This window comes from Pseudothioclava nitratireducens (assembly GCF_029210495.1).
Taxonomy (GTDB): domain Bacteria; phylum Pseudomonadota; class Alphaproteobacteria; order Rhodobacterales; family Rhodobacteraceae; genus Pseudothioclava; species Pseudothioclava nitratireducens.
On the sequence record NZ_JARGDK010000002.1, the window covers coordinates 232501 to 257396 of the forward strand.

General features: G+C 64.8%; 20 protein-coding genes. 8 read left to right on the forward strand and 12 right to left on the reverse strand.

Annotated features, from left to right (window positions below; genetic code table 11):
- The first annotated feature begins 16 nt into the window (after positions 1-16).
- The 3 genes from xsc (at position 17) to pta (ending at position 3967) form a co-directional block, all read left to right on the forward strand.
- Positions 17-1798: a sulfoacetaldehyde acetyltransferase gene (xsc, locus tag P0X85_RS03350; protein ID WP_275808426.1), complete on the forward strand. Its 1782-nt coding sequence runs from the start codon at positions 17-19 to the stop codon at positions 1796-1798.
- Between the two features lie 108 nt (positions 1799-1906).
- Positions 1907-2920: a YeiH family protein gene (locus P0X85_RS03355; protein WP_275808429.1), complete on the forward strand. Its 1014-nt coding sequence runs from the start codon at positions 1907-1909 to the stop codon at positions 2918-2920.
- A 3-nt stretch (positions 2921-2923) separates the two neighbouring features.
- Positions 2924-3967, forward strand: a complete 1044-nt coding sequence (pta, locus tag P0X85_RS03360; RefSeq protein WP_275808432.1) for a phosphate acetyltransferase — start codon at positions 2924-2926, stop codon at positions 3965-3967.
- Between the two features lie 21 nt (positions 3968-3988).
- Here the strand turns inward: pta and P0X85_RS03365 are convergent, their stop codons facing one another.
- From P0X85_RS03365 to P0X85_RS03390, 6 genes are all read right to left on the reverse strand, one after another.
- Positions 3989-4492 (reverse strand): DUF2478 domain-containing protein, encoded by a 504-nt coding sequence (locus P0X85_RS03365; protein WP_275808435.1) that lies wholly within the window; start codon positions 4490-4492, stop codon positions 3989-3991.
- Positions 4489-4980: a cyclic pyranopterin monophosphate synthase MoaC gene (gene moaC / locus P0X85_RS03370; protein ID WP_275808438.1), complete on the reverse strand. Its 492-nt coding sequence runs from the start codon at positions 4978-4980 to the stop codon at positions 4489-4491. Before moaC ends, P0X85_RS03365 begins: the two co-directional genes overlap by 4 nt.
- On the reverse strand, positions 4977-5765 hold the full coding sequence (locus P0X85_RS03375) for a HesA/MoeB/ThiF family protein (protein ID WP_275808441.1): 789 nt from the start codon (positions 5763-5765) through the stop codon (positions 4977-4979). Before P0X85_RS03375 ends, moaC begins: the two co-directional genes overlap by 4 nt.
- A gap of 1 nt (position 5766) precedes the next feature.
- The gene (gene moaD, locus P0X85_RS03380) at positions 5767-6021 is read right to left on the reverse strand and encodes a molybdopterin converting factor subunit 1 (protein WP_275808444.1); all 255 of its coding nucleotides are present in this window, start codon (positions 6019-6021) and stop codon (positions 5767-5769) included.
- 7 nt (positions 6022-6028) lie between these two features.
- A complete protein-coding gene (gene moaA / locus P0X85_RS03385; protein ID WP_275808447.1) occupies positions 6029-7078 on the reverse strand; it encodes a GTP 3',8-cyclase MoaA in 1050 nt (349 codons plus the stop codon).
- A 92-nt stretch (positions 7079-7170) separates the two neighbouring features.
- Positions 7171-9855, reverse strand: coding sequence for a molybdopterin-dependent oxidoreductase (locus P0X85_RS03390; protein ID WP_275808450.1), 2685 nt, complete (start codon positions 9853-9855; stop codon positions 7171-7173).
- A gap of 113 nt (positions 9856-9968) precedes the next feature.
- On the opposite strand from P0X85_RS03390, the gene P0X85_RS03395 reads away from it, so the two are divergent.
- Entirely contained in the window at positions 9969-10673 is a 705-nt protein-coding gene (locus tag P0X85_RS03395) for a response regulator (protein WP_275808453.1), read from the forward strand.
- On the opposite strand, the gene P0X85_RS03400 is transcribed toward P0X85_RS03395, so the two are convergent.
- Positions 10643-13444: an ATP-binding protein gene (locus P0X85_RS03400; protein WP_275808457.1), complete on the reverse strand. Its 2802-nt coding sequence runs from the start codon at positions 13442-13444 to the stop codon at positions 10643-10645. The genes P0X85_RS03395 and P0X85_RS03400 overlap by 31 nt on opposite strands.
- Between P0X85_RS03400 and torT the strand changes: the two genes are divergently transcribed.
- From torT to P0X85_RS03415, 3 genes are all read left to right on the forward strand, one after another.
- Positions 13443-14438: a TMAO reductase system periplasmic protein TorT gene (gene torT / locus P0X85_RS03405; RefSeq protein WP_275808460.1), complete on the forward strand. Its 996-nt coding sequence runs from the start codon at positions 13443-13445 to the stop codon at positions 14436-14438. The genes P0X85_RS03400 and torT overlap by 2 nt on opposite strands.
- 324 nt (positions 14439-14762) lie before the next feature.
- Entirely contained in the window at positions 14763-15554 is a 792-nt protein-coding gene (locus P0X85_RS03410; protein ID WP_275808463.1) for an IclR family transcriptional regulator, read from the forward strand.
- A gap of 10 nt (positions 15555-15564) precedes the next feature.
- Positions 15565-16743, forward strand: a complete 1179-nt coding sequence (locus tag P0X85_RS03415; protein WP_275808466.1) for an acyl-CoA dehydrogenase family protein — start codon at positions 15565-15567, stop codon at positions 16741-16743.
- A 35-nt stretch (positions 16744-16778) separates the two neighbouring features.
- Here the strand turns inward: P0X85_RS03415 and P0X85_RS03420 are convergent, their stop codons facing one another.
- From P0X85_RS03420 to P0X85_RS03440, 5 genes are all read right to left on the reverse strand, one after another.
- A complete protein-coding gene (locus tag P0X85_RS03420; protein ID WP_275808469.1) occupies positions 16779-18611 on the reverse strand; it encodes a bifunctional sugar phosphate isomerase/epimerase/4-hydroxyphenylpyruvate dioxygenase family protein in 1833 nt (610 codons plus the stop codon).
- 200 nt (positions 18612-18811) lie between these two features.
- Entirely contained in the window at positions 18812-20608 is a 1797-nt protein-coding gene (locus P0X85_RS03425; protein ID WP_275808472.1) for a thiamine pyrophosphate-binding protein, read from the reverse strand.
- Positions 20608-22164, reverse strand: coding sequence for an aldehyde dehydrogenase family protein (locus tag P0X85_RS03430; RefSeq protein ID WP_338030512.1), 1557 nt, complete (start codon positions 22162-22164; stop codon positions 20608-20610). Before P0X85_RS03430 ends, P0X85_RS03425 begins: the two co-directional genes overlap by 1 nt.
- The gene (locus P0X85_RS03435; protein ID WP_275808478.1) at positions 22049-22891 is read right to left on the reverse strand and encodes a sugar phosphate isomerase/epimerase family protein; all 843 of its coding nucleotides are present in this window, start codon (positions 22889-22891) and stop codon (positions 22049-22051) included. The genes P0X85_RS03430 and P0X85_RS03435 overlap by 116 nt, the downstream gene beginning before the upstream one ends.
- Positions 22888-23826 (reverse strand): hydroxymethylglutaryl-CoA lyase, encoded by a 939-nt coding sequence (locus P0X85_RS03440; RefSeq protein WP_275808481.1) that lies wholly within the window; start codon positions 23824-23826, stop codon positions 22888-22890. Before P0X85_RS03440 ends, P0X85_RS03435 begins: the two co-directional genes overlap by 4 nt.
- A gap of 116 nt (positions 23827-23942) precedes the next feature.
- Between P0X85_RS03440 and P0X85_RS03445 the strand changes: the two genes are divergently transcribed.
- Positions 23943-24878, forward strand: coding sequence for a LysR family transcriptional regulator (locus P0X85_RS03445; protein ID WP_275808484.1), 936 nt, complete (start codon positions 23943-23945; stop codon positions 24876-24878).
- Positions 24879-24896 lie beyond the last annotated feature (18 nt).

A 24896-nucleotide genomic window follows, 5' to 3' on the forward strand; every position in this document is an offset into this window, starting at 1 on the left:
ACAAGGAGAAACGCACATGAAAATGACCACTGAAGAAGCCTTCGTGAAGGTCCTGCAAATGCATGGGATCGATCAGGCATTCGGGATTATCGGCTCTGCGATGATGCCGGTCTCGGACCTGTTCCCCAAGGCGGGCATCAACTTCTGGGACTGCGCCCATGAGACCAATGGCGGGCTGATGTGCGATGGCTACATCCGCTCGACCGGCAAGATGGCCATGGCCATCGCCCAGAACGGCCCCGGCGTGACCGGCTTCGTGACCGCCGTCAAGACCGCCTACTGGAACCATACGCCGATGCTCTTGGTGACCCCGCAGGCCGCCAACAAGACCATCGGTCAGGGCGGCTTCCAGGAGATGGAACAGATGCGGCTCTTCGCAGACAGCGTCTGCTATCAAGAAGAAGTCCGCGATGCGACCCGCATCCCCGAAGTCCTCAACCGCGTCATCATGAAGGCATGGCGCTCCTCGGCCCCCGCGCAGATCAACATCCCGCGCGATATGTGGACCCAAGTGATCGACGTGGACCTGCCGCAGATCGTGAAATTCGAGCGTCCCGCAGGCGGCGAAGAAGCCGTGGCCGAGGCGGCCAAGCTGCTCTCGGACGCGCGCTTCCCGGTGATCCTGTCGGGCGCGGGCGTGGTGCTCTCGGGCGCGATCCCGGATCTGGTCAAGCTGGCCGAGCGTCTGGATGCCCCGGTCTGCTCGAACTACCAGCACAATGACAGCTTCCCCGGTTCGCACCCGCTGGCCATGGGCCCGCTGGGCTATAACGGTTCCAAAGCTGGCATGGAGCTGATCGCCAAGGCGGATGTCGTGCTCGCACTCGGCACGCGCCTCAACCCGTTCTCGACCCTGCCGGGCTACGGTATCGACTACTGGCCGAAAGAGGCCAAGATCATTCAGGTCGATATCAATGCCGACCGGATCGGCCTCACCAAGAAAGTGTCCGTGGGCATCGAGGGCGACGCGGCCAAGGTGGCGCGCGGCATCCTCGCGCAGCTCTCGGGCACTGCGGGGGACGAAGGCCGCGAGGCACGCCGCGCGCTGATCGCACAGACCAAATCCCGCTGGGCGCAAGAGCTGTCGAGCCTCGATCACGAAGATGACGATCCGGGCACCGTGTGGAACGAAGAGGCCCGCGCGCGCGACAACGATCTGATGAGCCCGCGTCAGGCATGGCGCGCGATTCAGGCGGCGATGCCCGAGGATGCGATCATCTCCTCGGATATCGGCAACAACTGCGCGATCGGCAACGCCTACCCGACCTTCGAAAAGGGCCGGAAATACCTCGCCCCCGGTCTCTTCGGCCCCTGTGGCTACGGGTTCCCGGCGATCCTCGGCGCCAAGATCGGCTGCCCCGACGTCCCCGTGATCGGCTTTGCCGGCGACGGCGCCTTCGGGATCTCGATGAACGAGATGACCGCTTGCGGCCGCGACGACTGGCCGGCGATCACCATGGTGATCTTCCGCAACTACCAATGGGGTGCGGAAAAGCGCAACACGACGCTGTGGTATGATAACAACTTCGTCGGCACAGAACTCGACCGCGACACCACCTATGCCGGGATCGCCCGGGCCTGTGGCGCGCATGGCGTTCAGGTGCGCACGACCGAAGAGCTCACCACGGCACTGCGCGAGGCGGTCGAACGCCAGATGTCGGCGAAGGAAACCACCTTCATCGAGGTCCTGCTCAACCAGGAACTTGGCGAGCCCTTCCGCCGCGACGCGATGAAGAAACCGGTCGTGGTGGCCGGGATCGACGCCGCTGACATGCGCCCGCAAAAAGGCGCGCTCTGAGTCCTCCGGCGGGCGGCCATGCCCAAGGTCGCCCGCCGCCCCGGACCCCCGCCCGCTTCCGACCCTGGCGGGGGTCCACCCTTTTACCGACACCCCCGGAGCCCTGCCATGATCGCAGTCACATCCGCCCCCAGCCAACTGCGGGTGCTTTTCCCCGGCTTTCTCGTCTCAGCCCTCGTGGCCGCGACCGCGCAATTCCTGTCCGAGCATTACGGCGCCCCCGCGATGCTGATGGCTCTGCTGCTGGGACTGGCGCTGAACTTCCTCGCCGAAGAGGGCACCCCAACCGCCCCGGGGATCGCGGTCACCTCACGCACCGTGCTGCGGCTTGGCGTGGCGCTTCTGGGGGCGCGGATCTCGGTCGATATGCTCGCCGGGCTTGGCGCGGACCTGATCGCGCTCGTGGTCGGCGGGGTTGTCGCAACTATCGGTTTTGGCCTCTTGATCGGGCGGTTCTTCGGGCGCAAATGGCGTTTTGCACTGCTGACCGGCGGCTCGGTCGCGATCTGCGGGGCTTCGGCCGCGATGGCGATTGCCGCGATCCTGCCCCGCCATGACAAGGCCGAACGCGACCTTGCCTTCACGGTCATGTCGGTCACGGTGCTCTCCACCGCCGCGATGGTGCTCTACCCGATGCTCTCGGGGCTGCTGGGCTTTGATGCCCGCGCGGGGGGCGTGTTCCTTGGCGGCACGATCCACGATGTCGCGCAGGTCGTCGGCGCAGGCTTTTCGGTCAGCACCGAAACCGGCGAGACCGCGACCCTCGTCAAGCTGATCCGCGTGGCGATGCTGGCGCCGGTGGTGCTCACCGCCTCGGTGCTGATCCGTACCTTCGCCGCCGCTGACGCCGGAAGCGGTCCGCGCCCGCCGCTCCTGCCCGGCTTCGTGGTCGGCTTCCTCGTGCTCGCCGCACTCAATTCCTTTGGCGTGGTGCCTGCCATCGTCGCGGAATGGGCGGGGGTGATTTCCCGCTGGGCTCTGCTGATCTCGATCGCAGCCGTGGGGATCAAAACCTCGCTCGCGAAGATGCTTCAGGTCGGCGGCAGCGCCATCGCCCTGATCGTCGTCGAAACCATCTTCATCGGCGGCTGGGTGCTCGCCGGCCTGCATTTCCTGGAGTAAGCGATGAAAGCCCTCGATCACATCTTCGAACGCGCGCGCCAGAACGCGGGGACCATCATCCTGCCCGAAGGCGAGGACCCTCGGGTTCAAGCGGCAGGCTTGCGCGCCCAGCGTGACGGTCTGGCCGAGATCATTCTCTTGGGCGACCCGGCTCAAATCAACCCGGCCCTGACCGCGCTTGGTGCCCGCCCCGGCGAAATCCGCGTCGAGACCCCCGCGGATTATCCCCGGATCGGCGCGCTGGCCTCTGTGTTCCACGCTTTGCGCGCGCATAAGGGGATGACCCCCGAAAAGGCCCATGAGCTTGTGCGCCAACCGCATCTGCATGCCGCGATGCGCGTCTTCACCGGCGATGCCATCGGCACTGTGGGCGGCGCGGTCGCTACCACGGCGGACACGGTGCGCGTCGCCCTGCAGACCATCGGCACAGAGCCGGGCCTTTCCACCGTTTCAAGCTTCTTCCTGATGCTCTCCTGCGCGCCCGGATCGAAGCTCAAGGGCGGGATGATCTTCTCCGATTGCGGTCTGGTCATCGACCCGAACGCGGAAGAACTGGCCGCCATCGCCCGTGCCTCCGCCCGCTCTTGCCGCCAGCTTCTCGACGAAGAACCCCGCGTCGCGCTGTTGTCCTTTTCAACCGCCGGCTCCGCCGAGCACGAAAGCCTGCACAAGATCCGCGAGGCGCTGGCTATCGTGCGCGCCGCAGAACCCGAGCTTCAGATCGACGGAGAAATCCAGTTCGACGCAGCCCTCGATCATGAATTGCGCGCCCGAAAAGCGCCGGGCAGCCGCCTCGAGGGGCGCCCGAACGTCTTCATCTTTCCCAATCTCGCGGCTGGCAATATCGGCTACAAGATCGCGGAACGGCTCGCCGGGATGCAGGCCATCGGCCCCGTCCTGCAAGGCTTGCGTCGCCCCGCCAACGATCTTTCGCGCGGCTGTTCGGTCGAGGATATCGTCGCCACGATCGCCGTGACCGTCGTTCAGGCCATCGACTGCCCCGAGGCACCGAACCGCTTTGCCGCGGGGCATGGCGGCTATACGTGAAAGACCGCTCTTGCGTTCGGCTTAACCGGTTTCGGGCCGGTCGAGCCATGCCATCACCGCGTCCGGGTCCGGGTCGATGGCTTCGGCCAAGCCGCCAGAAAACGCGTCGAAAGCGTCACGGTTGAGCCGGTTCACACCGACCAGAACCGGCAGGTCCCGTTCCAGCGCGGCTGCGATCACCGGCGCAAACCCCCGCCCGCCGGACTCGTGCTTGCCGAACTTGTTGACGATCACCAACTGCGCATCGGCGAGCCGCGCCTCGACCAGCGCCACCGCCGCCTCAAGCGCCCCGCCATCGAGACGGCAGCCACGCGCCAGATCACCACGATCCTCGCTGATCCGAAACACCGGGCCATCGGGCAGCAGTGCCAGATCCATGTCGCATTTCGAGCGCCCGGCCCGCTCCGGATTGAACTGCACGGTGCCGGCCAATCGCAGCCCCCGCGCCCGCGCCAGCTCTGCCACCTCGGCGATAAGCGCATCCGTCCGCGCCCGCCCCTCAACGGTCACATAGCCAAGTTTCATCCGTTCTCACCTCTTGCCCCGGCCTCGTAGAGACCCGATTTGCCACCGTCTTTGCGCAGCAGGCGGATGCCGTCGATCCGCATCCCCTTCTCCGCCGCCTTGAGCATGTCATAGATGGTCAGCGCCGCGACCGATACTGCCGTCAGCGCCTCCATCTCGACACCCGTCGTCCCCCGCGTGGCAACGGTCGCGCGCAGCCGCACGCCGGGCAAGCCCATGTCCACCTCCATCTCGATCGACACATGCGTCAGGGCCAGCGGATGACACAGCGGGATCAGATCAGCGCAGCGCTTCGCGGCCATGATCCCGGCCACACGGGCCACCCCCAGAACATCCCCCTTCTGCGCGGTCCCCGCCTGCACATGGGCCAAGGTCTCGGCCCGCATCATGACACGGCCCTCTGCGACGGCCCGGCGTTCGGTCGGACGCTTGTCGCCCAGATCGACCATATGGGCCTGACCTTGGTCATCGAAATGCGTCAGCGTCATCCTGTCTCTCCGTGAACTGGCCCGCAGACCGGGCAATGGGCGTCCCGGCGCACCGCGATCTCGCGGCTCTCACCCCAGAGCGCATCGTGGATATGCAGCCGACCCCGCAGACCACGCCCGGCGCCTGCAATCTCCTTGATCGCCTCCGCCGCCATGATCGCGCCCAGAATGCCGGGCAAAGCCCCCATAACGCCAGCCTCGGCGCAATCGGGCGCCAGCCCCGGCGCGGGGATCACCGGAAACAGGCAGGCGAAGCACGGGGCACCCCGCGCCGGATCATAGAGCGTCACCTGCCCCTCCCATTGCGAAATCGCCCCGGACAGGAGCGGCACGCCTTGGGCGGTGCAGGCCGCGTTCAGCACATGGCGGGTCTCGAGATTGTCGCAGGCGTCAATCACCAGATCATGCCCGGTCACAAGCCGCGCCGCAGAGCCCGCATCGAGCCGCTGCGGAACCGGCTCCACCGCCACATAGGGGTTCAATCCCGCCAACCCGATCCGGGCCGAGTCAACCTTGGCCAGCCCGACGCGATCCTCGGCATGCACCACTTGACGCTGGAGATTGGAGCGCGACACCAGATCGTCATCGACGATCGTCAACCGCCCGACCCCGGCCGCCGCCAGATACATCAGCACCGGCGAGCCAAGGCCCCCGGCACCGACGACCAGAACCCGCGCACGCTTGAGACGCGCCTGCCCCGGTCCGCCAATCTCGCGCAGCGCAATGTGACGGGCATAACGCGGAAGCTCGTCCTCGGCAAAGAGCGGCGCAGGTATCTTGGTCATCTCAGCCTCCGGTCATCGGCGGGAAGAACGCGATTTCACGCCCCCCGGCCAAGGGGGCATCCATCCCCACCAGATCCTGATCGAGCGCGACCCGCACCGCCGCGAGATCGGCAAAGGCGGCCGCATGGCGCGGGCTTCGGGCGCGCAGCTCGGCCACCAGATCGGCGACGGTCACAGCGGCGCTCTCGACCTGCTCGCGCGGGGTGGCGATGCGCTCGCGCAGCCACGCGAAATAGAGGATGTCATAGCGTGCCATCATCGTGTCAGCCTCCGGTATGGTTCATGCGGCGCGACAGAGCGCCCGAAACGGTGCGGCGCGTATAGTCAAAGTCATGCCCCGCCGGTTTCAGCCCGATCCCCGCGCGGATCGCCGCCTCAAGCGCCGCCGGATCATCGCCCGCCCGCAGCACAGAACGCAGATCGCTGGCGCCCTCCTGCCCCAGACAGGTGAACAGCTCGCCGGTGCAGCTCAGCCGAACGCGGTTGCAGCTTTCGCAGAAATTATGGCTCAGGGGCGTGATCAGGCCGATTTTCTGACCGGTCTGTTCGACCCGCATGTAGCGCGCCGGACCGCCGGTGGTCTCGGCCAGATCAGTGAGCGTAAACCGCTCGGCCAGCCGTGCCCGCAGATCGCCCAGCGGCCAGAACTGATCGAGCCGCTCCTCGACCGGGCTCTCGCCCATCGGCATCACCTCGATGAAGGTCAGATCATGGCCCTCGGCGCCGCACCACCCCACCAGATCGAACAGCTCGTCTTCGTTGAAACCCTTCAGCGCGACGGTATTGATCTTGACCCGCAACCCGGCGCGCCGCGCGGCGGCAATGCCGTCAAGCACCGGGGCAAGCTGACCACGCCGGGTGAGAGCGGCGAATTTTTCGGGGTTGAGCGTATCAAGCGACACATTCACTCGGCGCACGCCCAGCGCGGCCAGATCGGCGGCATGGCGCGCAAGCTGGCTGCCATTGGTGGTGAGCGTCAGCTCGTGCAGCGCGCCGGTGTCCAGATGGCGGCTCATGGCGCGGAAAAACTGCATCACATCGCGGCGTACCAGCGGCTCGCCCCCGGTCACACGCAGCTTGCGCACGCCAAGCTCCACGAAGCCGGAACACAGCCGATCCAGTTCTTCGAGCGAGAGCAAATCGCGGCGCGGCAGGAAGTGCATCCGCTCGGCCATGCAATAGGTGCAGCGAAAATCACAGCGGTCGGTCACCGAAACCCGCAGGTAGCTGACCGTGCGGCAAAAGCGATCGATGAGCGGCTGACAGGCGGGGGCCCCGGACCGGGGCGTGAAGCTGCGCTGGTTCTGGATCATCTTGCGCCTCATCAAAAAGCTGCGCGGGCCCGAAGGGACATTGGGCCCGCGCGTGATGCGGCAGCCGGGAGGTTCGGCTGCCGCGGGGGGCCTCAGTTCGCGCCGGCATCCGATGCGTTGCGCATCAGGAAGTCAGTCACGAGCGCCATCTCGGCCTCTTCAAGCCCGGCACGGGGGAACATCGAGGGCAGGATGCCCTTCCACTGAAGCTGGGTGAAGCCAGCCGGATCACGCGGACCGTGGCAGACCGTGCAGCGTTCGTAGAAGATCTTCTCGCCCGGCTCCATGTTGGCATAAAGCGCCGCCACCAGATCGTAGAGCCGGTCCAGACCAAGCTTGTCATCGTCGATCGCGGCGATCTCGACATCCTCAAGGATCGGCGGCTTGTCATAGGCCATGTTCGGACCTTCCGGGTCCTCGCATTTGCGCAGGCTGACAAGGCAGGTATTGGCCGTGGTCGCCTGGCTCAGGCCCGAGGCACGCTGCGTCGAGGTGATGAAATTCACCAGACCCGAGTTGCACCGCCCCTTGCTGTCAAGCTGCGGCCAGCCGCCCTCGTAGATCGAGACCACGCCCGGCATGATGTCGTCGCTGACAACCGCCCCGGCGATCACCGTGCCACGGTCGTTATACAGCTCGACCAGATCGCCATCCGCAATCCCGCGCGCTTCGGCGTCCTGCGCATTGATGCGCACCGGCTCGCGGCCCTGCACCATGTAGAGATCGCGCAGCCGTTCCGAGTTGCCCATCTGGCTGTGCAGACGGAACCACGGGTGCGGGCTGACGACATGGAGCTGCCCTTCCTTGGCATTGCCCAGATATTCATGCGGCTCCTGCCAGACGGGCATGCCGGGCATATCGTCAATGCCAAGCTTGGCGATGCTTTCGCAATACATCTCGATCTTGCCGGATTCGGTATGCAGGTGGTTCGCCTCCGGGTCGGCATAGAAATCGCCATGGCGCACCCATTGGCGGGCCTCGGTCGGGGCTTTCTGCCACGCGTAGCCTTTTTCCCAGAACTCCTCGAACGAGGTGGTCTCCGCCGCGGCGGTCCGGCCATAGGCGAATTTGAGGATGTCGATATACTCGGGGAATTGTTCCCACTCGTAATATTGGCCCGCCACCCCAAGAAGGTCCGCCAAAGCGCCGAAGATGTCAAAGTCGTTACGGCTCTCGGCCACCGGCTCGATCACCTTCTTCATCGCGTAGATACGGTCGTTCGAATAGGTGCCGCCGACCGAGATATCGTCACGCTCCAGCGACGAGGCCGCTGGCAGCACGATATCCGCCCAGCGCGTCGCCGCCGTCCACCAGACATCCTGGCTGACGATGGTCTCGACCTTTTGCAGCGCACGGATCAGCCGGTTGGTATCTTGCTGGTGCGACATGAAGTTGTTGCCGGCATTGTAGATCATCTTGACGTCCGGATAGACGCCCTTGTTGCCGTTATAAGAGAACTCCATGCCGGGATTTTCCAGCATCTCGGTGATCCGCGAGGCGGGGCAGATGCCTTTCACAAGGTTCTTGCCCTGGCTCAGGCCGGCGGGCGTCGATTTGCCCGATTGCGGCATGCCGCCATTGCCATAATGCCAGCTGAAGCCCACGCCCTCACCGGGCTTGCCGATCTTGCCGGTCAGCGCGGCGAAGTTGACGATGGCCCAATAGGGCATTTCGCCATGATGCGCGCGCTGGATCGCCCAAGACCCCGCGATTTCGGTTTTCGAGGTCGCCAGCAATTCGGCCAGTTCGCGGATCTTGTCCGCCGCGATCCCGGTGATCGCCGCCGCCCAGTCGGGCGTCTTCGGCGTGCCATCGGTCTCGCCTTTGACATAGGCGATCCACTTGTCCGATCCGACGGTGTATTTCGCCATATAGGCATCGTCCTGAAGACCCTTGTCCAGCACATGGAAGGCCATCGCGGTGAACAGCGCGGTATCGGTGTTCGGGATGATGCGGATCTGCTCGGCATTCAGGAATTCGTCGGACGCCGTGCGCTGCGGGTTGATCGAGATGAACCGGCAGCCATTGTCGCGGATCTGTTCCCAGGGCTGATACATGCCGTGGTCCGCAACCGTGTATTCGACCCGGTTGTTCTTGATCGGGTCGCAGCCGACCAGCACGAAAACTTCGGTATTGTCGCGGATAACTTCCCACGCGGTCTGCGCCGAATAGACCTCCATGTCGCCGATGATACGCGGCATGACGATCTGACCGGCCCCGGCCGACCAGTCGCCTTGCGTGTTGGTGCAGCCGCCGATCAGGTTGAACAGCCGCCCCTGCAACACGTTCGGGCGCATCAACCCGGCATGGCTCCAACCGCCATAAGAGGACGAGAAGATCGCCTGATTGCCATGATTGGCAATCGTATCGACGATGGCCTTGGCGGTCAGTTTCAGCGCGGTGTCCCAATCGGTGCGGACATATTCTTCCTTGCCGCGCAGTTCCGGCTTGGTGTCGCCGCTCTCCCAGCCCTCGAGGTAGGATTTGCGCACCATAGGATAATTGATGCGGGTCTTGTCATAGGTGCGGTCCAGCACCCCATAGGTCAGCATCTCGGTCGGGCGCTGATCAAGCTCGATCATCGGCGACAGGCCCACAAGCTTGCCATCGCGCACAATGGCCTCAAAGGGGCCGTAATGCGTTGCGTGGAAAATGCGGCCGCTATGCGAGTTCGGGTCCACCGCGGCAAGGGCGGTGCTGCCCATCAGGCCACCGACGCCGAATGCAGCGGCGCCACCTTGCAAAAAGGCGCGGCGGGTGGGTTTTGCGAATGTCATGGTTGCCTCCATTGGCTGCGCGTCTGGCGCGACATTAGTCCCGCGACACCGTGCACCCGTTGACACGGCGCAATTCCCGTTGTGACAAGATGTAAAGAATTGTAAAAAGCCCTATGCGCCATCACATCCTGATCGTCGAAGATGACCGCGTGACGCGAATGCGGCTCGCCGGACACCTGCGTTCACTGGGTTACCGGGTCTCGGAAACCGAGGATGCCGAGGCGATGGAGCACATGATCGCCGTCGATCCGCCCGAGCTGTTGCTGGTCGACATCAACCTTGAAGGCAAGGACGGGCTGACGATCACCCGCGAGCAGCGGGCCAAATCGAAAGTCGGGATCATCCTGCTGACCTCCCGCTCGGATCAGGTCGACAAGATTGTCGGGCTTGAAATGGGCGCCGACGATTATGTCACAAAGCCTTATGACCCGCGTGAACTGGCCGCACGGGTCAAGAACCTGCTGATGCGGATCTCCGATCTGGGCCAAGCCCCCGAAGGCCCCGCCCCCACCGACCTGGTCGGTCCGTGGCGGCTCGACCGTATCCGGCGGCGGCTCGTCTGCGCGGTCAATACGCTCCCGCTGACGCCGCAGGAGTTTCAGGTTCTCGAAGTGCTGGCGAACCATCCGGGCCTGACGCTGAGCCGCGCGCGGATCGCAGAGGCGCTGGGCCGGCCCGATCTGCGCCCGAACGACCGGATGATCGACGTGGTGGTCGGGCGTCTGCGCAAGAAGATCGAGACCGACCCGGTCAACCCGGACTGGCTCCTGACGATCCATGGCGAGGGCTACCGGCTCGTGGCCTCCGACGACAGCTGAAGCCCCAGATCGCGCGCGGCACAGATCACCGCCTCGCGCGCAGCCGCGACCAGTTCCGTCAAATCATCGACCGATTGATCGGGGGTTTGCTCGATCTGCACGAGACGCGCACAGAGCGCATGCAGCGCGAAATTCGACGCCGCCCCCTTGAGCCGATGCGCCGCGCGGCCGCGGGCCACCCCCTGCGCCGCCTGAATGGCCGCCGCGCCATCAGGCGCATCCACGAGGAAGGCCTCGACGATCTGCGCCACCGTTTCGCGCCCCATCGTCTCGATATCGCCGCGCAGCACCGCGCAGACCGCCTCATCGACCAGTGCCCGCTCTTGCGGCAGCGGTGCGACAACCGGACCCTCTGGCGCTTTCGCCGCCGCGACCGACGCCAGCAGCGCCATGAGCGCGCGCGGCGCGACCGGCTTGCCAAGGATCGCATCGACCCCGATCCGCGCGCGCTCTTCGGGCGTGTCGTCGATCAGATGCGCGGTCAAAGCGGCCAACACGGGCCGATCGGGCCGCAGCTGCACCGCGCGCGCGACCTCCTCCCCGTCCATATCGGGCAAACCCAAGTCGATCAGCACAAGGTCGAACCCGCGCCGGTCGACACGTTCCAGCCCCGCCTGACCGTCCCGCGCCTCGCTCACCCGGCATCCCAGTTTCTCCAGCAACCCCCGCGCCACCAGCAGATTGACCGGATGATCCTCGATCACCAGCACGTCGAGATCGAACTGGCGGGTCATCTCGACGATGCTCTCCGCCTCTATCTGCGCAGGGTCGCCAAGCCGCATGGGCACCGTCAGCACGAACCGTGTCCCTTGCCCCGGCTCGCTTTCGAAATGCAGCCCGCCGCCGATCGCTTCGGTGAGTTGCCGCGCGATCGCCAGCCCCAGACCGACCCCCTCCGTCCCCGCCCGCCATGCGGCATCGGCGCGCCCATAAGCGTCAAAGGCACGCCGCGCCGCCTCGGGGCTCAGCCCGATGCCGCTATCCTCGACGACGAAACTCAGCACCACCTCGCCCGGCTGAACGCCCGCCGCGTGCTCCACCAGCAAGCGGACCCAGCCGCGAGGCGTATATTTCACCGCATTGGAAATCAGGTTGATGAGGATCTGCCTGATCTTGACCACATCGCCAAACAGCACCGGGGGCGCGTCCTCGGCCAGATCGACCTCGGTCTGCAACCCCTTCTCGCGCGCCAAACCCTGCGCCTGCTGCCCGAGCTGACCAACCAGAGTGCGCAGGTAGAAATGCATCGCCCCCCGCCCCGGCCCGCTTTCCTCCGTGCTGGTGAAGGTCAGGATGTCATTGGTGATGTCGAGAAGCTCGCGCGCCGACCCCGACGCCACCGCGATCCGGTCCTTCCCCGCCCCCGAGGGCGTTTCCAGCGCGAGAAGATCAAGCATACCGATGATCCCGTTCAGGGGCGTGCGGATTTCATGGCTCATGCGGGCCAGAAACGCGGTTTTCTTGCGGTTGGCCTCGACCGCCTCGGCGCGGGCCGCATCGGATTCCTGCATCTCCTGGAGCACGTCACCCGTGCGTTGCAGGACTGCCTCCTCCAGATGGCCGCGCAGCCGCGCCGCCTCAGCAGAGCGCCGGCGCAACACGTTGAGCGCCTTTTCCATCCGGCCGATCTCATCCTGACCGCTGATCGGAACCCGCGTCTCGAAGTCGCCCTCCGCGACCGCCACGATCCGCTGTGAGACCGCACCGAGCCGGGTCACCAACCGCTTGCGCGCATAGGTCCAGACCAATGTCGCGACTCCCAGCGCAATCAGCACGAACACCAGCAACGCCACCGAGAGCCAAAGCAGCACGCGGTCCGCACGCGCGATCTCGGCCAGACTGCGCGCCTGCGCCTGATCGCGCAGCGATCCCGCCTCGGCTACCAAGTCATCGACATGCGAACGCAGGGACCGGGCATCCTCTGCCAGCCGCATCCGGGCCTCCCCAAGCCGCAGTTGAAGATCGAACGCACCCTCCGGGGCCAGCGCGGCCCCATATAGCGCCAACAGATCCGCCACTTCGGACCGCGCCGAAACGCTTGGCAAATAGCTCGAACGGCGCTGCGCGATCTGCAACGCCTCGGCGATCTCGTCACGGCTGCGCGCCACCTGATCCGCCGTCATCGGGCCAACTTCAGAAGGGATAAGCAGGCGCAATGCATCAACGACACGCACCAGCTCTGCCAGACGATCAAACGCAAAGAAGTAACGATCCGCCAGACCGTCGATGCGGGGGTCCGCGCCATCGAATGGCTGCGCGTATAGCTCGGCAAGGCCCGCCGTCATCCGTAAACGCGCCAGATCGACCTGTGCGGAGATCAGCTCCTCAAGCCGCCCGCCCGCCGCACCGATCCGTGCGTAGCGGCCCTGAAGGCCCGCTTGAATAGCGGTCGCAAGCTGGGCCGTCTCGACCATCCGCTCCAGCCTCTTCTGCGGCGGCTCGTCCGCCGGGGCGGCGGGGCGCACCGCACCAAGCTGCTCGAACCCCGTTTCGATTTCGGCCAGAAGCCCCGCCATCGCCCCGGCAGCCCGCGACAGATCGGCATCGCTTTGCGCAATCGCCAGCGCATCCGTCAACGGGCCGATCAGCCCCGCCTGTGTATCCACCCGCGCAGCAAGTTCCCTTACCGGCAGATTTCGGTCTATGATCCGGTCATGGGTGCGCACAAGATACCAGTTCACGGCCATCGCAAGCCCCCCGACCATGACCGTCAAGGCTACAAGAATGGCAAAGACCAAAAGAAGCTGGGTATCGAAGCGCGCCTTTCGCATGGCTCAGTGTTACGGACACTCGATCCGCCGATCAATCGCGCTTTGGGCCGCAGCCGTCATCGTGCTGGCCAGCACCGCCGCCGCGAACGCCACGGAACCGGCGCGGCTTTGCGTGCTGGTGCCGCATTTCAAGGACGAATACTGGCTGAGCGTGGGCTACGGGCTGGAGACCGAGGCCGCCCGTCAGGGCACCGAACTTTTGTTCTTCGAGGCCGGCGGCTACAATGCGCGCGGCTCTCAGATATCGCAACTCTCGGACTGCCTGACACGCGGCGTGGATGCCATTCTTATCGGCACGGTCAGTTCGGACCACCCGGACCTGCTCGACGCCGTCGCCCGCGCGGCGCAGCAACGCCCTGTCTTCGGCCTTGTAAATGCGCTCGCCTCAGCGGAGTTGTCCGGACGGATCGGCGTTGATTGGTTTGACATGGGGCACAGTGTCGGCCGTTATCTGGCCGCGCGCCATCCCGCTGGCAGCCCCCCGGTCTCGGCGGTGCTGATCTCCGGTCCGCAAGAGGCTGGCTGGACCGGGCCACTGGAAACGGGGTTACGCGCGGCAGTGGACGGCAGCAGCCTGACGATTAGCGCTGTTTTGGGCGCGGATACGGGCCTGCGCGAGCAGTTGCGACTGGTCGAGGACGCATTGGCCGCCTGGCCGCAAAGCGATTACCTGATCGGCTCGGCCCCCGCCATCGAGGCCGCCATGGGCCATTTCGCGCAACATGATCTGGGCGCGACCGACCACCCCAAGCTGATCGCCACCTATGTCAATCACACCATCAAGCGGGGCCTGATCGGGCGTCAGGTCATGGCCGCCCCGTTCGACGATCCGATGGAACAAGGCCGCATGGCCTTGCGGCAGGCGCTCGGCGTGTTGGAAGGCAGGGATGTCGCGACCTCGGACGGACCCCTGATCCGCCTGATGGAGCCGGGATCACCGGAGTTGCAAACACTCCAGATGTCGCCGCCCACCTATTTCCCGACGATCGAATAGACTTGCCGCGGCACCTGCCGCGCGAAACCTAGCCGTGCAGGCGCCATGCCCGACGCCACACACACCGCCCGCCAAATGGTAACATGCCCCGACAACCCGGCGGATTTTTCCCCTAGGATCGCCTTGGGGGGCGGCAGGGCGAGCTAGGGGCTGTCGGTTTGAACGAACACCGCCGACACCTGAGCATGCAGATGCTGCACAGCGTGAGGCCGCTCGCTCTCAGAAATCACACAAGCTGTTGAAGGCCCGGCCCCTGCAATCCTGCTGGACATGCTCGCAAACAATCTATAAAACTGGAACGGCATTCCAGTTTTGGGGAGTCGGATGTCTTTCAGCCATACAGAGCGCAGCCTGCGGGCTTTGGAGCTTTTGGCGCAAAGCGCGGATGGGCTGGCCTTGGCCGAGATCGCCGAAGCGCTCGGGATGCCGAAATCGGGGGTCCACCGCCTGCTCGCCGAACTTTCGCGGCTGGGCTATGCCACGCAGGACGCGCGCGGCACATATCACCTGACCCCCCGGCTGATTTCGGTGGCCTTCCGGCATCTCGCCTGCCTTGGCACGGTCGATGCCGCGCAGCCGGTGCTCGATGCGCTGGCCGAGCTTTCGGGCGAGCTTGTCCGGCTTTCGGTCACCGATGGCGACCGGCAGGTCTTTGTCGCCAAGGCCCAGGGCGCGCGCGGCGGGCTGATCTACGATCCGCAAATGGGTGAGGCCGCGCATCTCGCTTCAATGGCGACGGGGCTTGCGTGGCTTGCCCAGCTTGGCGAGGCCGAAGCGCTGGCGCTGGTCGCGGCGCAGGGGCTGGTCGCCCCCGGCACCGGGCCGAACGCGCCCCGCGACCTGCCCGAACTGCGCGACAGCCTTGCCCGGACCCGCGCGGCCGGGCTTGCCCAAGCCATAGACAGCTCGGCCCCCGGCATGTCAGCGCTCGCCGCAGCGATCCTCCACCCCGCAACCGGCGCCTGCCTCGGCACGGTCTCGATCGGCGGCCCAAGCGCAAGGCTTACGCCAGAGCGGATGGCGGCGCTGAAGCCCCCGCTCCTCGAAGCGGCCTCGCAACTTTCGGACCGCGTCGCCGGCTCCAGCTATTTCACCCCCGCCCGCGCGGCGATCTGAGGAGACCCCCATGGATATGGACCTGAGCCACGAACAGCGCCTGCTGGTCGACACCGTGCGCGATTTCATCGCCACCGAACTGGCACCGCTTGAAGAGGGCATCGAACAGGCTGGCGCGCTCGATCCCGCACAGGCCGAAGCGATCTTTGCCAAGAGCAGCGCGCTGGGGCTCTATGCGATGAACATCCCCGAAGCGCATGGGGGCGGCGGGCTTTCGGCGCTCGATACGATGCTGGTCGAGGAACAGTTCGGGCGCACCACCGATATTCTGATCCGTCGCGCCTTTGGAAATGTCTACGAGGTTCTGCTGGCTTGCGAGGGCGCGCAGGTCGAGCGCTGGCTGCGCCCCAGCGTGCGCGGCGAGCGGATCTGCTCCATCGCGATCACCGAGCCGGGCGCAGGCTCGGACGCGGCCTCGATCACCACGAAGGCCACCGAAGACGGCAAGGGCGGCTGGGTGCTGAACGGCGCCAAACATTTCATCTCGGACGGGCTGGTCTCGGATTTCTTCGTGGTCTCGGCCGTCACCGATCCGGGCAAGGGCGCGCGGGGGATCTCGCTTTTCCTCGTGGACAAGGGGACGCCGGGCCTCACTATCGGGCGCGATCAGCCGATGATGGGGCTGCGCGGCACCAGCCATGTCGAGCTGCATTTCGACAATGTCGCGCTTGAGCAGATCAACATGCTGGGCGCGCGCGGCGAAGGGTTCCGGATGGCGCTTGGCGTGCTTGGCCGGGTGCGGCTGGCTCAGGTGGGCGCGCGCGCCATCGGCAAGGCGACCAAAGTGCTCGACCTGATGGTCGACTATGCGCGCGAACGCAAACAGTTCGGCCAGGCGATCGGCGAGTTCCAGCTGGTGGGCCAGATGCTCGCCGATTCCGCGCTCGAGATCAATGCGGCGCGGCTGGCGCTCTGGCAGACCGCGATAGAAATCGACGCAGGCCGCGACCCGCGCACGCGGATCAGCCTCGTCAAGGTCCAAGCCGCCGAGACGCTGGGCCGGGTCGTTGACCGCGCGGTCCAACTGTTCGGGGGCATGGGCTTTTGCAAGGACCTGCCGATCGAGCGCTACTACCGGGACGCGCGCATCTACCGGATTTTCGATGGCACTTCCGAGATCCACCGCACCGTCATGGCGCGCAGCCTGATGAAGGGCGAGGCCTCGCTCTACGACCCGTTCATCGGCTGAGCGTAAAGACGCGGGGCCCCGCGGCCCCGCGCGCCTCACATCAGGAACAGCGCATCCTGCTCTTCGAGCACGCGCAGTTGCGCCATCATCCGCACCGGAGCATTGACCGCCCCCATGCCGCGATAGCCGCGCCGCTCGACGATCTCGAAGAAGACGCCGTTGATCGTGCGCGTGTAGAGCTGGAAATACTCCCCGCCGGCATCCCGGTCATAGAAGATGTTCAGATCGCGCATCTCGGCGATCAGCGCGGGATCGAGGTCATAGCGGCAGGCCAGATCCTCGTAATAGTTCGGCGGTACCTGCAACACATCCTCGGGCGGCAGCGCGCGCGCGCAAGCAAGGATATCGTCACAGGCGAAGGCAATGTGGTGCCATGGCGCGAAGCCCGACTTTTCAAGGAAGCGCTGCGTCGTGGTCCCCGCCCCGAAGGAGGAGTTGAGCGACAGCCGCACCTGCCCGTCATCATTGGCCAGCGTGCGCGAATGCACCGTGCCATGCGGGTCGAGCACGTCGCGCGCCTCTTCCGAGCGCATGTTGAACACAGCCCGGTAGAACATAAGCCCGGACAGGAACAGGTTCGGCTGAAGCGCCTGCGCGCAATGGTCGATGCGCAGGACATGTCCTGCGGGTTGCTCGCCCGTCGGCTCGAACCGTGCAAACCCCGGCGCGCTTTCGATCGGCCCGCCCGCGAGATAGAAGACCGAGCCCCCGGGCCCGCGCACGACCCGCAGCCCATAGGGCGATGGGCCATCGAGCGTCGCATCCTCGCCGTGGAACAGGCCAAGCCGCTGGTCCATCTGGTCGAGATCATCGACCTGCAACCCAATGCCCGACACCGAAAGCCCCTGCAAAAGGTAAATCGAGTGGGCGAGTCCCTCTTCCATCCGATTGAGCGCAATCACCGCCTCACCCTGCCGCCAAAGCTCGACCTTGCCCGCGACATGGGTGCGCGCAAATCCCATCGCGCGCAGAAGCTCCGCGAGATCGTCCGCCTCATCGCCCTGCCCGGTGAACTCGATGAAAGCGGGGGCAACGAGGTCCGAATGGGTATGCGATTGCTGGCGATGCGCCTCTTCAACGAGGTGGAAGGCCCGCATCCCGTCCCGCGCGATCTGCGAGGGTGGCAGCGAGCGGATCTGGTCGTTGAAAATCTCGAGCGACATCGGCGCCTCGATCCCCATGGCGCGCAGCCGGGTATAGAGCGCCGCAACCGGCATCATGCCCTGCCCCGGAAACAGCCGGAAGGATTGCGCCAAAAGCGCCCGGTCGATCCGGCCGGTCGGCGCATCCGCCAAATGAACAAGGAAAATCTTCTCGGGCGGGATCTCGGCCAGAACCGCCGGATCGGTCTCCATCGCAAAGAGGTGCACCGCCCCGATCACCAGCCCCAGATTGTCCGCATCGACCCGGTTCACCACGTCGAGCGCATCGGCCACCGTGTTCACATGGGCCGAGCTTGCCAGCGCTTCGTAGCCAAGGCGCAGCCCGCGTTCAGCGGCCATCGCGGCCAGATCCGACAGATCTGCGGCGATCTGGCCGCGATCCGCGTTCGACTGCGGGTCGGTATTCGCGCAAATGATAAGCATGGGCGCGCCGATCCGTTTGGCCAGATCAAGGAACCGCGCGGCACGCCGAAAAGCCGCGTCGCGCGCGGGCCCGTCGAAGCCCTCGAAATCGCGCAGCGATTGCAGCGAGACGATGCCGATCCCCTCACCTTCGGCGAAGCGGGCGATCTCCTCGGGCGGTCCATCGAAGCCAATGATATCCTCGCGGAACACCTCGATCCCGTCGAAGCCTGCGCGGGCGGCCGCTTCGATCTTGTCTTCGAGCTGACCCGAGAAACTGATCGAGGAAATCGAGCGGAACATGTCTTCTCTCCTGCGAAGATATTGCGGCAAGCCCTTGAATCGGCTGGTCACCGGCGGGGCGCCGCCTGATGCGAGGTTAGCCCTCGCGGACGGGCCGCGCAAACCGAAAGCGTCATCCCGCCGCGCCGGGGAGTGTCGGCGCGGCGGGCCGTTCATGCGGGCCTGATTGGCCCTGACCCGCATGAGAGCGCGGACCGATCTCAGTCGGTCGAGACATGCCCGACCCCGCCCTCGGGCGAGTAGATGTCGAGAATGTTCCAGTGCCCCGAGGTCGGCGTGGGGTTGTTGATCATCGCCACGTCGATGACCGTCGGGCGACCGCTGGCAATCGCCGCTTCCAGCGCGGGCTTGAACTCGGCCGCCGATCCGATCCGCACCCCGTCCACGCCATAGGCGCGCGCAATGGCGGCATAGTCCGGGGTCTGCTCCATGACGCTGTTGGCCTTCTGGAACGTGGTCCCGTAGGTCAGATCGTAATGCGCCTTTTGCAGGCCTGCGATGGTGCCGAAGGCGTTGTTGTTCATCACGACCCAGATCACCGCGAGGTTCTCCGCAGCCGCCGTCGCCAGCACTGCCGGGTTCTGCCCAAATCCGCCATCGCCGACGAGCGAGATCACCACCCGATCGGGTGCGGCCACCTTGGCCCCCACGGCGGCGGGCGGACCAAAGCCCATCGTCGCAAACCCGCCCGGGATCAGGATCGAGCCCGGCGTGTAGATGTCGAATTGCTGCGCCACGCCGTTCTTGTTCCAGCCCACATCCGAGGTCAGGATCGCGTCGCGCGGCATCGCCTCGCGCAGGTCGGCAAGGATGCGTTCGGGCATCATCGGGAAGGCGTCCGACGTCTGCATCGCGGCGTTCTTCGCCTTGAAGCTTTCGCGGAAATCGCCAATCGCCTTGACCAGATCGGGGCGCTTGACGCCTTCGGGCGCCATTTCGCGCGCGACCCGCACGAGCACCCTGAGCGCGGCCTTCAGGTCCGCCACCGCGCCGATCTCGACCGGGTAATTGCGCCCGATTTCCTGCGGCTCGATATCGATATGGATCAGCGAGGTCTTCCCCTGCCCGATATCGAAAGTGTATTCGGGATACCACGAAGAGCTGTCCGCCTCTTTGAAGCGGCTGCCCAGCGCGATGATCCAGTCGGCATTGAGCGTCTGCTGATTGGTGAACTCGGTCCCCCAGAAACCCGTCATGCCGAGCACCAGCGGGTGATCGTCGGGCAGACACCCCTTGCCCATCAGCGAATGGGCAACCGGGATTTGCAGATGATCGACCAGCGCGCGAAGCTCATCCCAGGCCTTCGCCAGAGCGACGCCGCCGCCCGCATAAATCACCGGACGCTCGGCGCCAAGCAGCGCGCCGATGATCTCCCGCGCGGTCTCGTCGTCAAGCGAGGGCTTCTTCAGCGCCTTCGTATTGGCCGATTGCTTTTCCCAAAGCGCGTTCGGGACCTGTGCCGAGAAGAAATCCATCGGCACATTGACCAGAACCGGCCCCGGCTGGCCGCTTTCGGCAAGCTGGAAGGCCTTTTCCATGATCTCGGGCAGAAGCTCCGGCGTATCGACGCGCCAAGCGCGTTTCACGAAGGGACGATAGATTTCATATTGCGAGCCGTCCGCATGCAGGTTCACCTCTTGGTGCGGGTGCTTGCCGTAATAGTAGGACGGGATATCGCCCGCGATGACAACCATCGGGATGCAGTCAAGCGCCGCATTCGCAACGCCCGTCGCCGCATTGGTCAGCCCGGGCGACAGGTGCGAAAGCACCACCGAGGCCTTTCCCGTCACCCGCGCATAGCCATCCGCCGCATGGGCCGAGATTTGCTCGTGACGCACATTGACGAATTCGATCCCCGACTCCGCCATCGCCGCCAGAACGGCGATATTGGTGTGTCCGCAGAGGCCAAAGACATGCTTTACCCCCCGCCCCTCGAGATAGCGGCAAAGCTGGTTCGAGATCAGATCCTTGCCCGGTTCGATAGTCTTCGTAACCATCACATCACCTCGGTGTTGTAGAATTCGCCGAACAGCTCTTCGTCGGACGGACGATCCGCCGGGATCGGGCGCGCGACCCAGGTCACATTCATGTAATGCTTGAGGCTGACATTCTCGTTGGTGATGTTGCCCCCCCAGATGCCGCACCCAAGCGAAGAGGTCATCGGCATGCCGTTCTCGAAGCTGCCCGCATTCGCCTTCGATTGCGGCTGGCGCACCATGACCCGGCTGACCGGCGCGTTCATCGCGTGCTGAAGGATATGATCTTCGTTGAACGAATAAATCCCGCAGGAATGGCCCTTGCCGCCGACATTATAGATCGCGCGGACCTTCGCCATCGCGTCGTCGAAGTCCTTGGCCTTGTAGAGCGCCATGGTGACCGAGAGTTTCTCGCCCGAGAATTTATGCTCTTTGCCGATCTCGTCCTGCTCGACCATAATGAACTTGCGGTCCTCGGGGATCGAGAAGCCCGCGAATTCCGCAATGCGCTGCGCCGAGATGGCGACGGTCTCGATCCGGCGCGACCCATCTTCTTTCCAGAGCGCCTCGGCCAGCTTCGCCTTTTCATCGGCGTTGCACAGGTAGCCGCCCTCTTTGATGAGCGCCTCTTTCATCGCGTCATAGATCTTCGCGTGAATGACAAGGTTGCCATCGGCCGAGCAGCCCGACCCGAAATCCGAGGTCTTCGAGATACGCGAGTTCATCGCGGCCTCTGCGATATCGGCGTCCTCGTCGATCACCATGGTCGCATTGCCCGCGCCCACGCCATAGGCGGGCTTGCCCGAACTATAAGCCGCCTGCACCATCGGCTTGCCGCCGGTGGCCATCGTCAGATCGCAATTCGCCATCAGGTAATCGGTCATCGGGATCGAGGGGTTCTCGACGCATTGGAAGATATCGCGCGGGGCACCCAGTTTGGCGAGGGTTTCACGCATCACGCGGACCATTTCAAAGGTCGTAGCCTTGGCGCGCGGGTGCGGCGAGAAGATCACCGCATCCTTGCACTTGATCGCATAAATCCCGGTGACGGGCGGGGTGAGTTCGGGGTTCGTCGTCGGGATCAGCGAGGCGATGACACCCGCAGGCTTCGCAATTTTCGTCAGACCTTTGACCGGGTCCTCCTCGATCACGCCGACCGATTTGCCGCGCAGCGCATCGCGCAGCACGCCGAGTATCTTGAAGCGTTTGCCCGCGCGCCCCGCGCGGTCGCCGATGCCGCTTTCATCCACGCCCATCTGAGCGATGCGCACAAAGGTCGTCTCGTTTCCGCAGTTCCAGCCAAGCGCGCGCGCCAGCCGGTCCACCTGCGCCTGATCGTAATCCTTGATCTCCTCCATCGCCGCACGGGCGCGGGCGATCATCGCATCGGCAATCGCCACTTCTTCGGGGGTAATCTCACGGGCCATTTGTCTTCTCCTCGGGGATATCTGGGATGCCTGTTCAGGCAGCATGGCCGGGGCGCGTGTCCTGCGCCTCGGGGTCAAAGAAACGCTTCGCGCCTTCAAGGCATCGCCGCGCATGTTCGGTGCGGCCGTATTTGGCCATGCGTTCCGCATTGGGCAGTTCCAGCGAAATCGCCGCATCCGGGATCGCCGCCGCGATCAGCGGGAAAGAGATCACCCCCTCGCCCGGATAGAGCCGCGCATCGCGCGCGATATGGATCATCTCGTCCTTGTTGTAGGCAACGTGATCGGTGTCGCAGACATGCAGGAAATTGATCCATTTCTTGGGCACACGCGCCAGATCGGCCAGCGTGCCGCCGGTGAAATGGTGATAGAGCGTGTCGATCAACAGCCCCTGATTGGGCCGGTTCGCAAGCCGCAAAACCTCGAGCGCATCGTCGATGCAGCACAGCCGCGAGAAGGCCGGATATTCGAGATTGACCGTGAGCCCATATTGCGCGGCCAGATCGCAGATCTCGCCAAAGCGTTCGACGATGAAGCTCTTGTCGTTGCGCACATCGGTCCAGGCCGAGGATATGACTTGCCGCGCGCCCAGTTCCGCTCCGGCGGCAAACGCGCGTTCATAGGCGCTTGCGGGCGTTGTCCGCAGCACACGCGCAAGTTCGATATCGAGGCATTGAAGCCCGGTGCGCTCCAGCGCGTCACGGGTTTCACGAACCATCTGCGGCGCGCAGGGGTCGATGTCGGGCTCACCCGCGACACCCATCTGGATCAGGCGGAAACTCGCGGCATCGTAGCCTGCGTCATGGGCGATCTGGACCTGCTCGGGCGGCGTCACGCCCGGCACAGTGAGATAGGCCAGGGAGTAGAGGCGGCTCATGCGCAGGCCTCCTGATCGGTCGTTTCATGTTCGCCGGGCTGACGGATATGGCCCATCCGCCCCGGCAGGCGACGGCCCAGAAGCACCTCGGCCTCGGCAATGGCCGGACGCAGCGCGCGCCAGTCGATCCCGGTCTCGACGCCCATCTCGCTCAGCGCGAAGGCCGCATCTTCGGTTGCGATATTGCCCGTGGCCTTGGGCACGAAGGGGCACCCGCCCAAACCGCCAAGCGCCGCGTCGAAAATGCGGACGCCCGCCTGCAGCCCCGCAAGCATATTCGCAAGCCCCAGCCCCCGCGTGTCATGCAGATGCAGCGACAGCGCCACCTCGGGCCGGATCGCGTCGCGCACCGCGCGGCTGAGTTCAAACACCTGCTTGGGATTGGCGAGCCCGGCCGTGTCGGCGAGGTTGATCTCCTGCACGCCCAGATCGGAATAGCCGCGCGCGATCTCGATCACCCGCGCCGGATCAATCCGCCCCTCGAACCCGCAGCCAAGCGCCGACTGAATGCCCGCACGCACCGCGATCCCTTCGCCAAGCGCGCTCTCGATTAGCGGCATCATCTTGGCGCGGGCCTCATCGACAGTCCGATTGAGGTTCTTCATCGAATGGGTTTCCGAGGCCGATACCGACATCGACAAATGCCGCAGCCCCACGGCCCGGGCCCGTTCAAGGCCCGCCCCGTTCAGGATCAGCGCGGTATAGGTCACGCCTTCGGTCTTGGGCAGATGCGCGCACAACTCATCGGTATTGGCCATCGCGGGCACCCATTTGGGATGCACGAAAGAGCCCACCTGAATGCGCTTGCAGCCCGCCGCTTCGAGCGCCCGGACGAAGCCAAGCTTCTCTTCGACCGAAAATAGTCGCGCCTCGTTCTGCAGACCATCGCGCAGGAATTCGTCCTCGATGACGACACTTTCAGGCAGATCGAACATGAAACTCCTCCCCTGCGCAGGTTCAGAGAAACTTTAGCTCCGCAATAAAATAACTGCGAATACCCATATAGACGCACGGGATACCTTGATGTTAATTTATCAAAAAGAGTCCCATCATGCTCACGTTGCGACAGATCGAAGTCATCCGCGCGATCCTCATTACCGGCACAGTCAAGGGCGCCGCCGATCTGCTGGGCGTCTCGGCCCCGGGTATCAGCCGTGTGATGAAGCACACCGAAACCCAGCTTGGGCTGCGGCTCTTCTCTCGCGCGCATGGCCGCTTCGCCCCCACCGAAGAGGCGCGCCACATTTTCACTCAGATCAACGAGGTCTTCGCCAAGGTCGAGAACCTGCAACATTCGATCGACATGCTCAAACGCGGTGAAAGCCGCGTCTTTGCCTTTGCCTCGGTGCCCTCAATCGCACAGCGGATGCTGCCCAATGCGGTGAGCCGTCTTCAGGCGCGGTTTCCCGATTTGCGGATGACCATCGACCAGACGAAGATTGAGGAATCCATAGACTACCTGCTGCTGCGCAAAGGCGAGCTGGTCGCAAACTCGTTCAAGATTGACCACCCCGGGCTGATCTCGCTGCCGATTGGCGTGGGGCGTGTTATGGCCCTCCTGCCCGAGGGGCACGAACTCACGCAGCAGACGACGGTCTCGGTCCGTGACCTGGCCCGCAACCCGATGATCGGCATCAGCCCGAGCGACCCCTATGGCAACATCGTTGCACGCCCCCTGCGCGATGCCGATCTGCCGGTCGATTTCACCATTGAGGCGCGCTTCGGTCAGACCGTTCAAGCCCTGGTGCGCAAAGGGATGGGCGTCGCCTTGATCGACGAGTTCTCCGTGGCCGATCAAGAGTTGCCCGGCCTCGAAGTGCGCCCGCTGGCCGAGCCCACGACCTTCCGCACCTATGCCGTGGTCAACGCTGAAATCCCGCGGTCGATCTTTGCCGAGACACTGATTGATCTGCTCAAGCAGGAGATGCGGGCCGTGGGGCAAGGGGGCCGCGTGACGCGTGAGGCCTTGGCATCACCCCCAGTTTGATGCATCAATTTTTGCACT

Excerpts from the sequence above, each read along its gene's own strand:
- P0X85_RS03400 (WP_275808457.1), bottom strand. The coding sequence starts at position 13,444 with ATGCGAAAGGCGCGCTTCGATACCCAGCTTCTTTTGGTCTTTGCCATT.
- xsc (WP_275808426.1), top strand. The coding sequence starts at position 17 with ATGAAAATGACCACTGAAGAAGCCTTCGTGAAGGTCCTGCAAATGCAT.
- P0X85_RS03415 (WP_275808466.1), top strand. The coding sequence starts at position 15,565 with ATGGATATGGACCTGAGCCACGAACAGCGCCTGCTGGTCGACACCGTG.
- P0X85_RS03395 (WP_275808453.1), top strand. The coding sequence starts at position 9,969 with ATGCGCCATCACATCCTGATCGTCGAAGATGACCGCGTGACGCGAATG.
- P0X85_RS03390 (WP_275808450.1), bottom strand. The coding sequence starts at position 9,855 with ATGACATTCGCAAAACCCACCCGCCGCGCCTTTTTGCAAGGTGGCGCC.
- P0X85_RS03365 (WP_275808435.1), bottom strand. The coding sequence starts at position 4,492 with ATGAAACTTGGCTATGTGACCGTTGAGGGGCGGGCGCGGACGGATGCG.
- moaA (WP_275808447.1), bottom strand. The coding sequence starts at position 7,078 with ATGATCCAGAACCAGCGCAGCTTCACGCCCCGGTCCGGGGCCCCCGCC.
- torT (WP_275808460.1), top strand. The coding sequence starts at position 13,443 with ATGGCTCAGTGTTACGGACACTCGATCCGCCGATCAATCGCGCTTTGG.
- P0X85_RS03410 (WP_275808463.1), top strand. The coding sequence starts at position 14,763 with ATGTCTTTCAGCCATACAGAGCGCAGCCTGCGGGCTTTGGAGCTTTTG.
- P0X85_RS03375 (WP_275808441.1), bottom strand. The coding sequence starts at position 5,765 with ATGACCAAGATACCTGCGCCGCTCTTTGCCGAGGACGAGCTTCCGCGT.
- P0X85_RS03445 (WP_275808484.1), top strand. The coding sequence starts at position 23,943 with ATGCTCACGTTGCGACAGATCGAAGTCATCCGCGCGATCCTCATTACC.
- P0X85_RS03430 (WP_338030512.1), bottom strand. The coding sequence starts at position 22,164 with ATGCGGAACGCATGGCCAAATACGGCCGCACCGAACATGCGCGGCGAT.
- P0X85_RS03435 (WP_275808478.1), bottom strand. The coding sequence starts at position 22,891 with ATGAGCCGCCTCTACTCCCTGGCCTATCTCACTGTGCCGGGCGTGACG.
- pta (WP_275808432.1), top strand. The coding sequence starts at position 2,924 with ATGAAAGCCCTCGATCACATCTTCGAACGCGCGCGCCAGAACGCGGGG.
- moaC (WP_275808438.1), bottom strand. The coding sequence starts at position 4,980 with ATGACGCTGACGCATTTCGATGACCAAGGTCAGGCCCATATGGTCGAT.
- P0X85_RS03425 (WP_275808472.1), bottom strand. The coding sequence starts at position 20,608 with ATGGTTACGAAGACTATCGAACCGGGCAAGGATCTGATCTCGAACCAG.
- P0X85_RS03440 (WP_275808481.1), bottom strand. The coding sequence starts at position 23,826 with ATGTTCGATCTGCCTGAAAGTGTCGTCATCGAGGACGAATTCCTGCGC.
- P0X85_RS03355 (WP_275808429.1), top strand. The coding sequence starts at position 1,907 with ATGATCGCAGTCACATCCGCCCCCAGCCAACTGCGGGTGCTTTTCCCC.
- P0X85_RS03420 (WP_275808469.1), bottom strand. The coding sequence starts at position 18,611 with ATGTTCCGCTCGATTTCCTCGATCAGTTTCTCGGGTCAGCTCGAAGAC.
- moaD (WP_275808444.1), bottom strand. The coding sequence starts at position 6,021 with ATGGCACGCTATGACATCCTCTATTTCGCGTGGCTGCGCGAGCGCATC.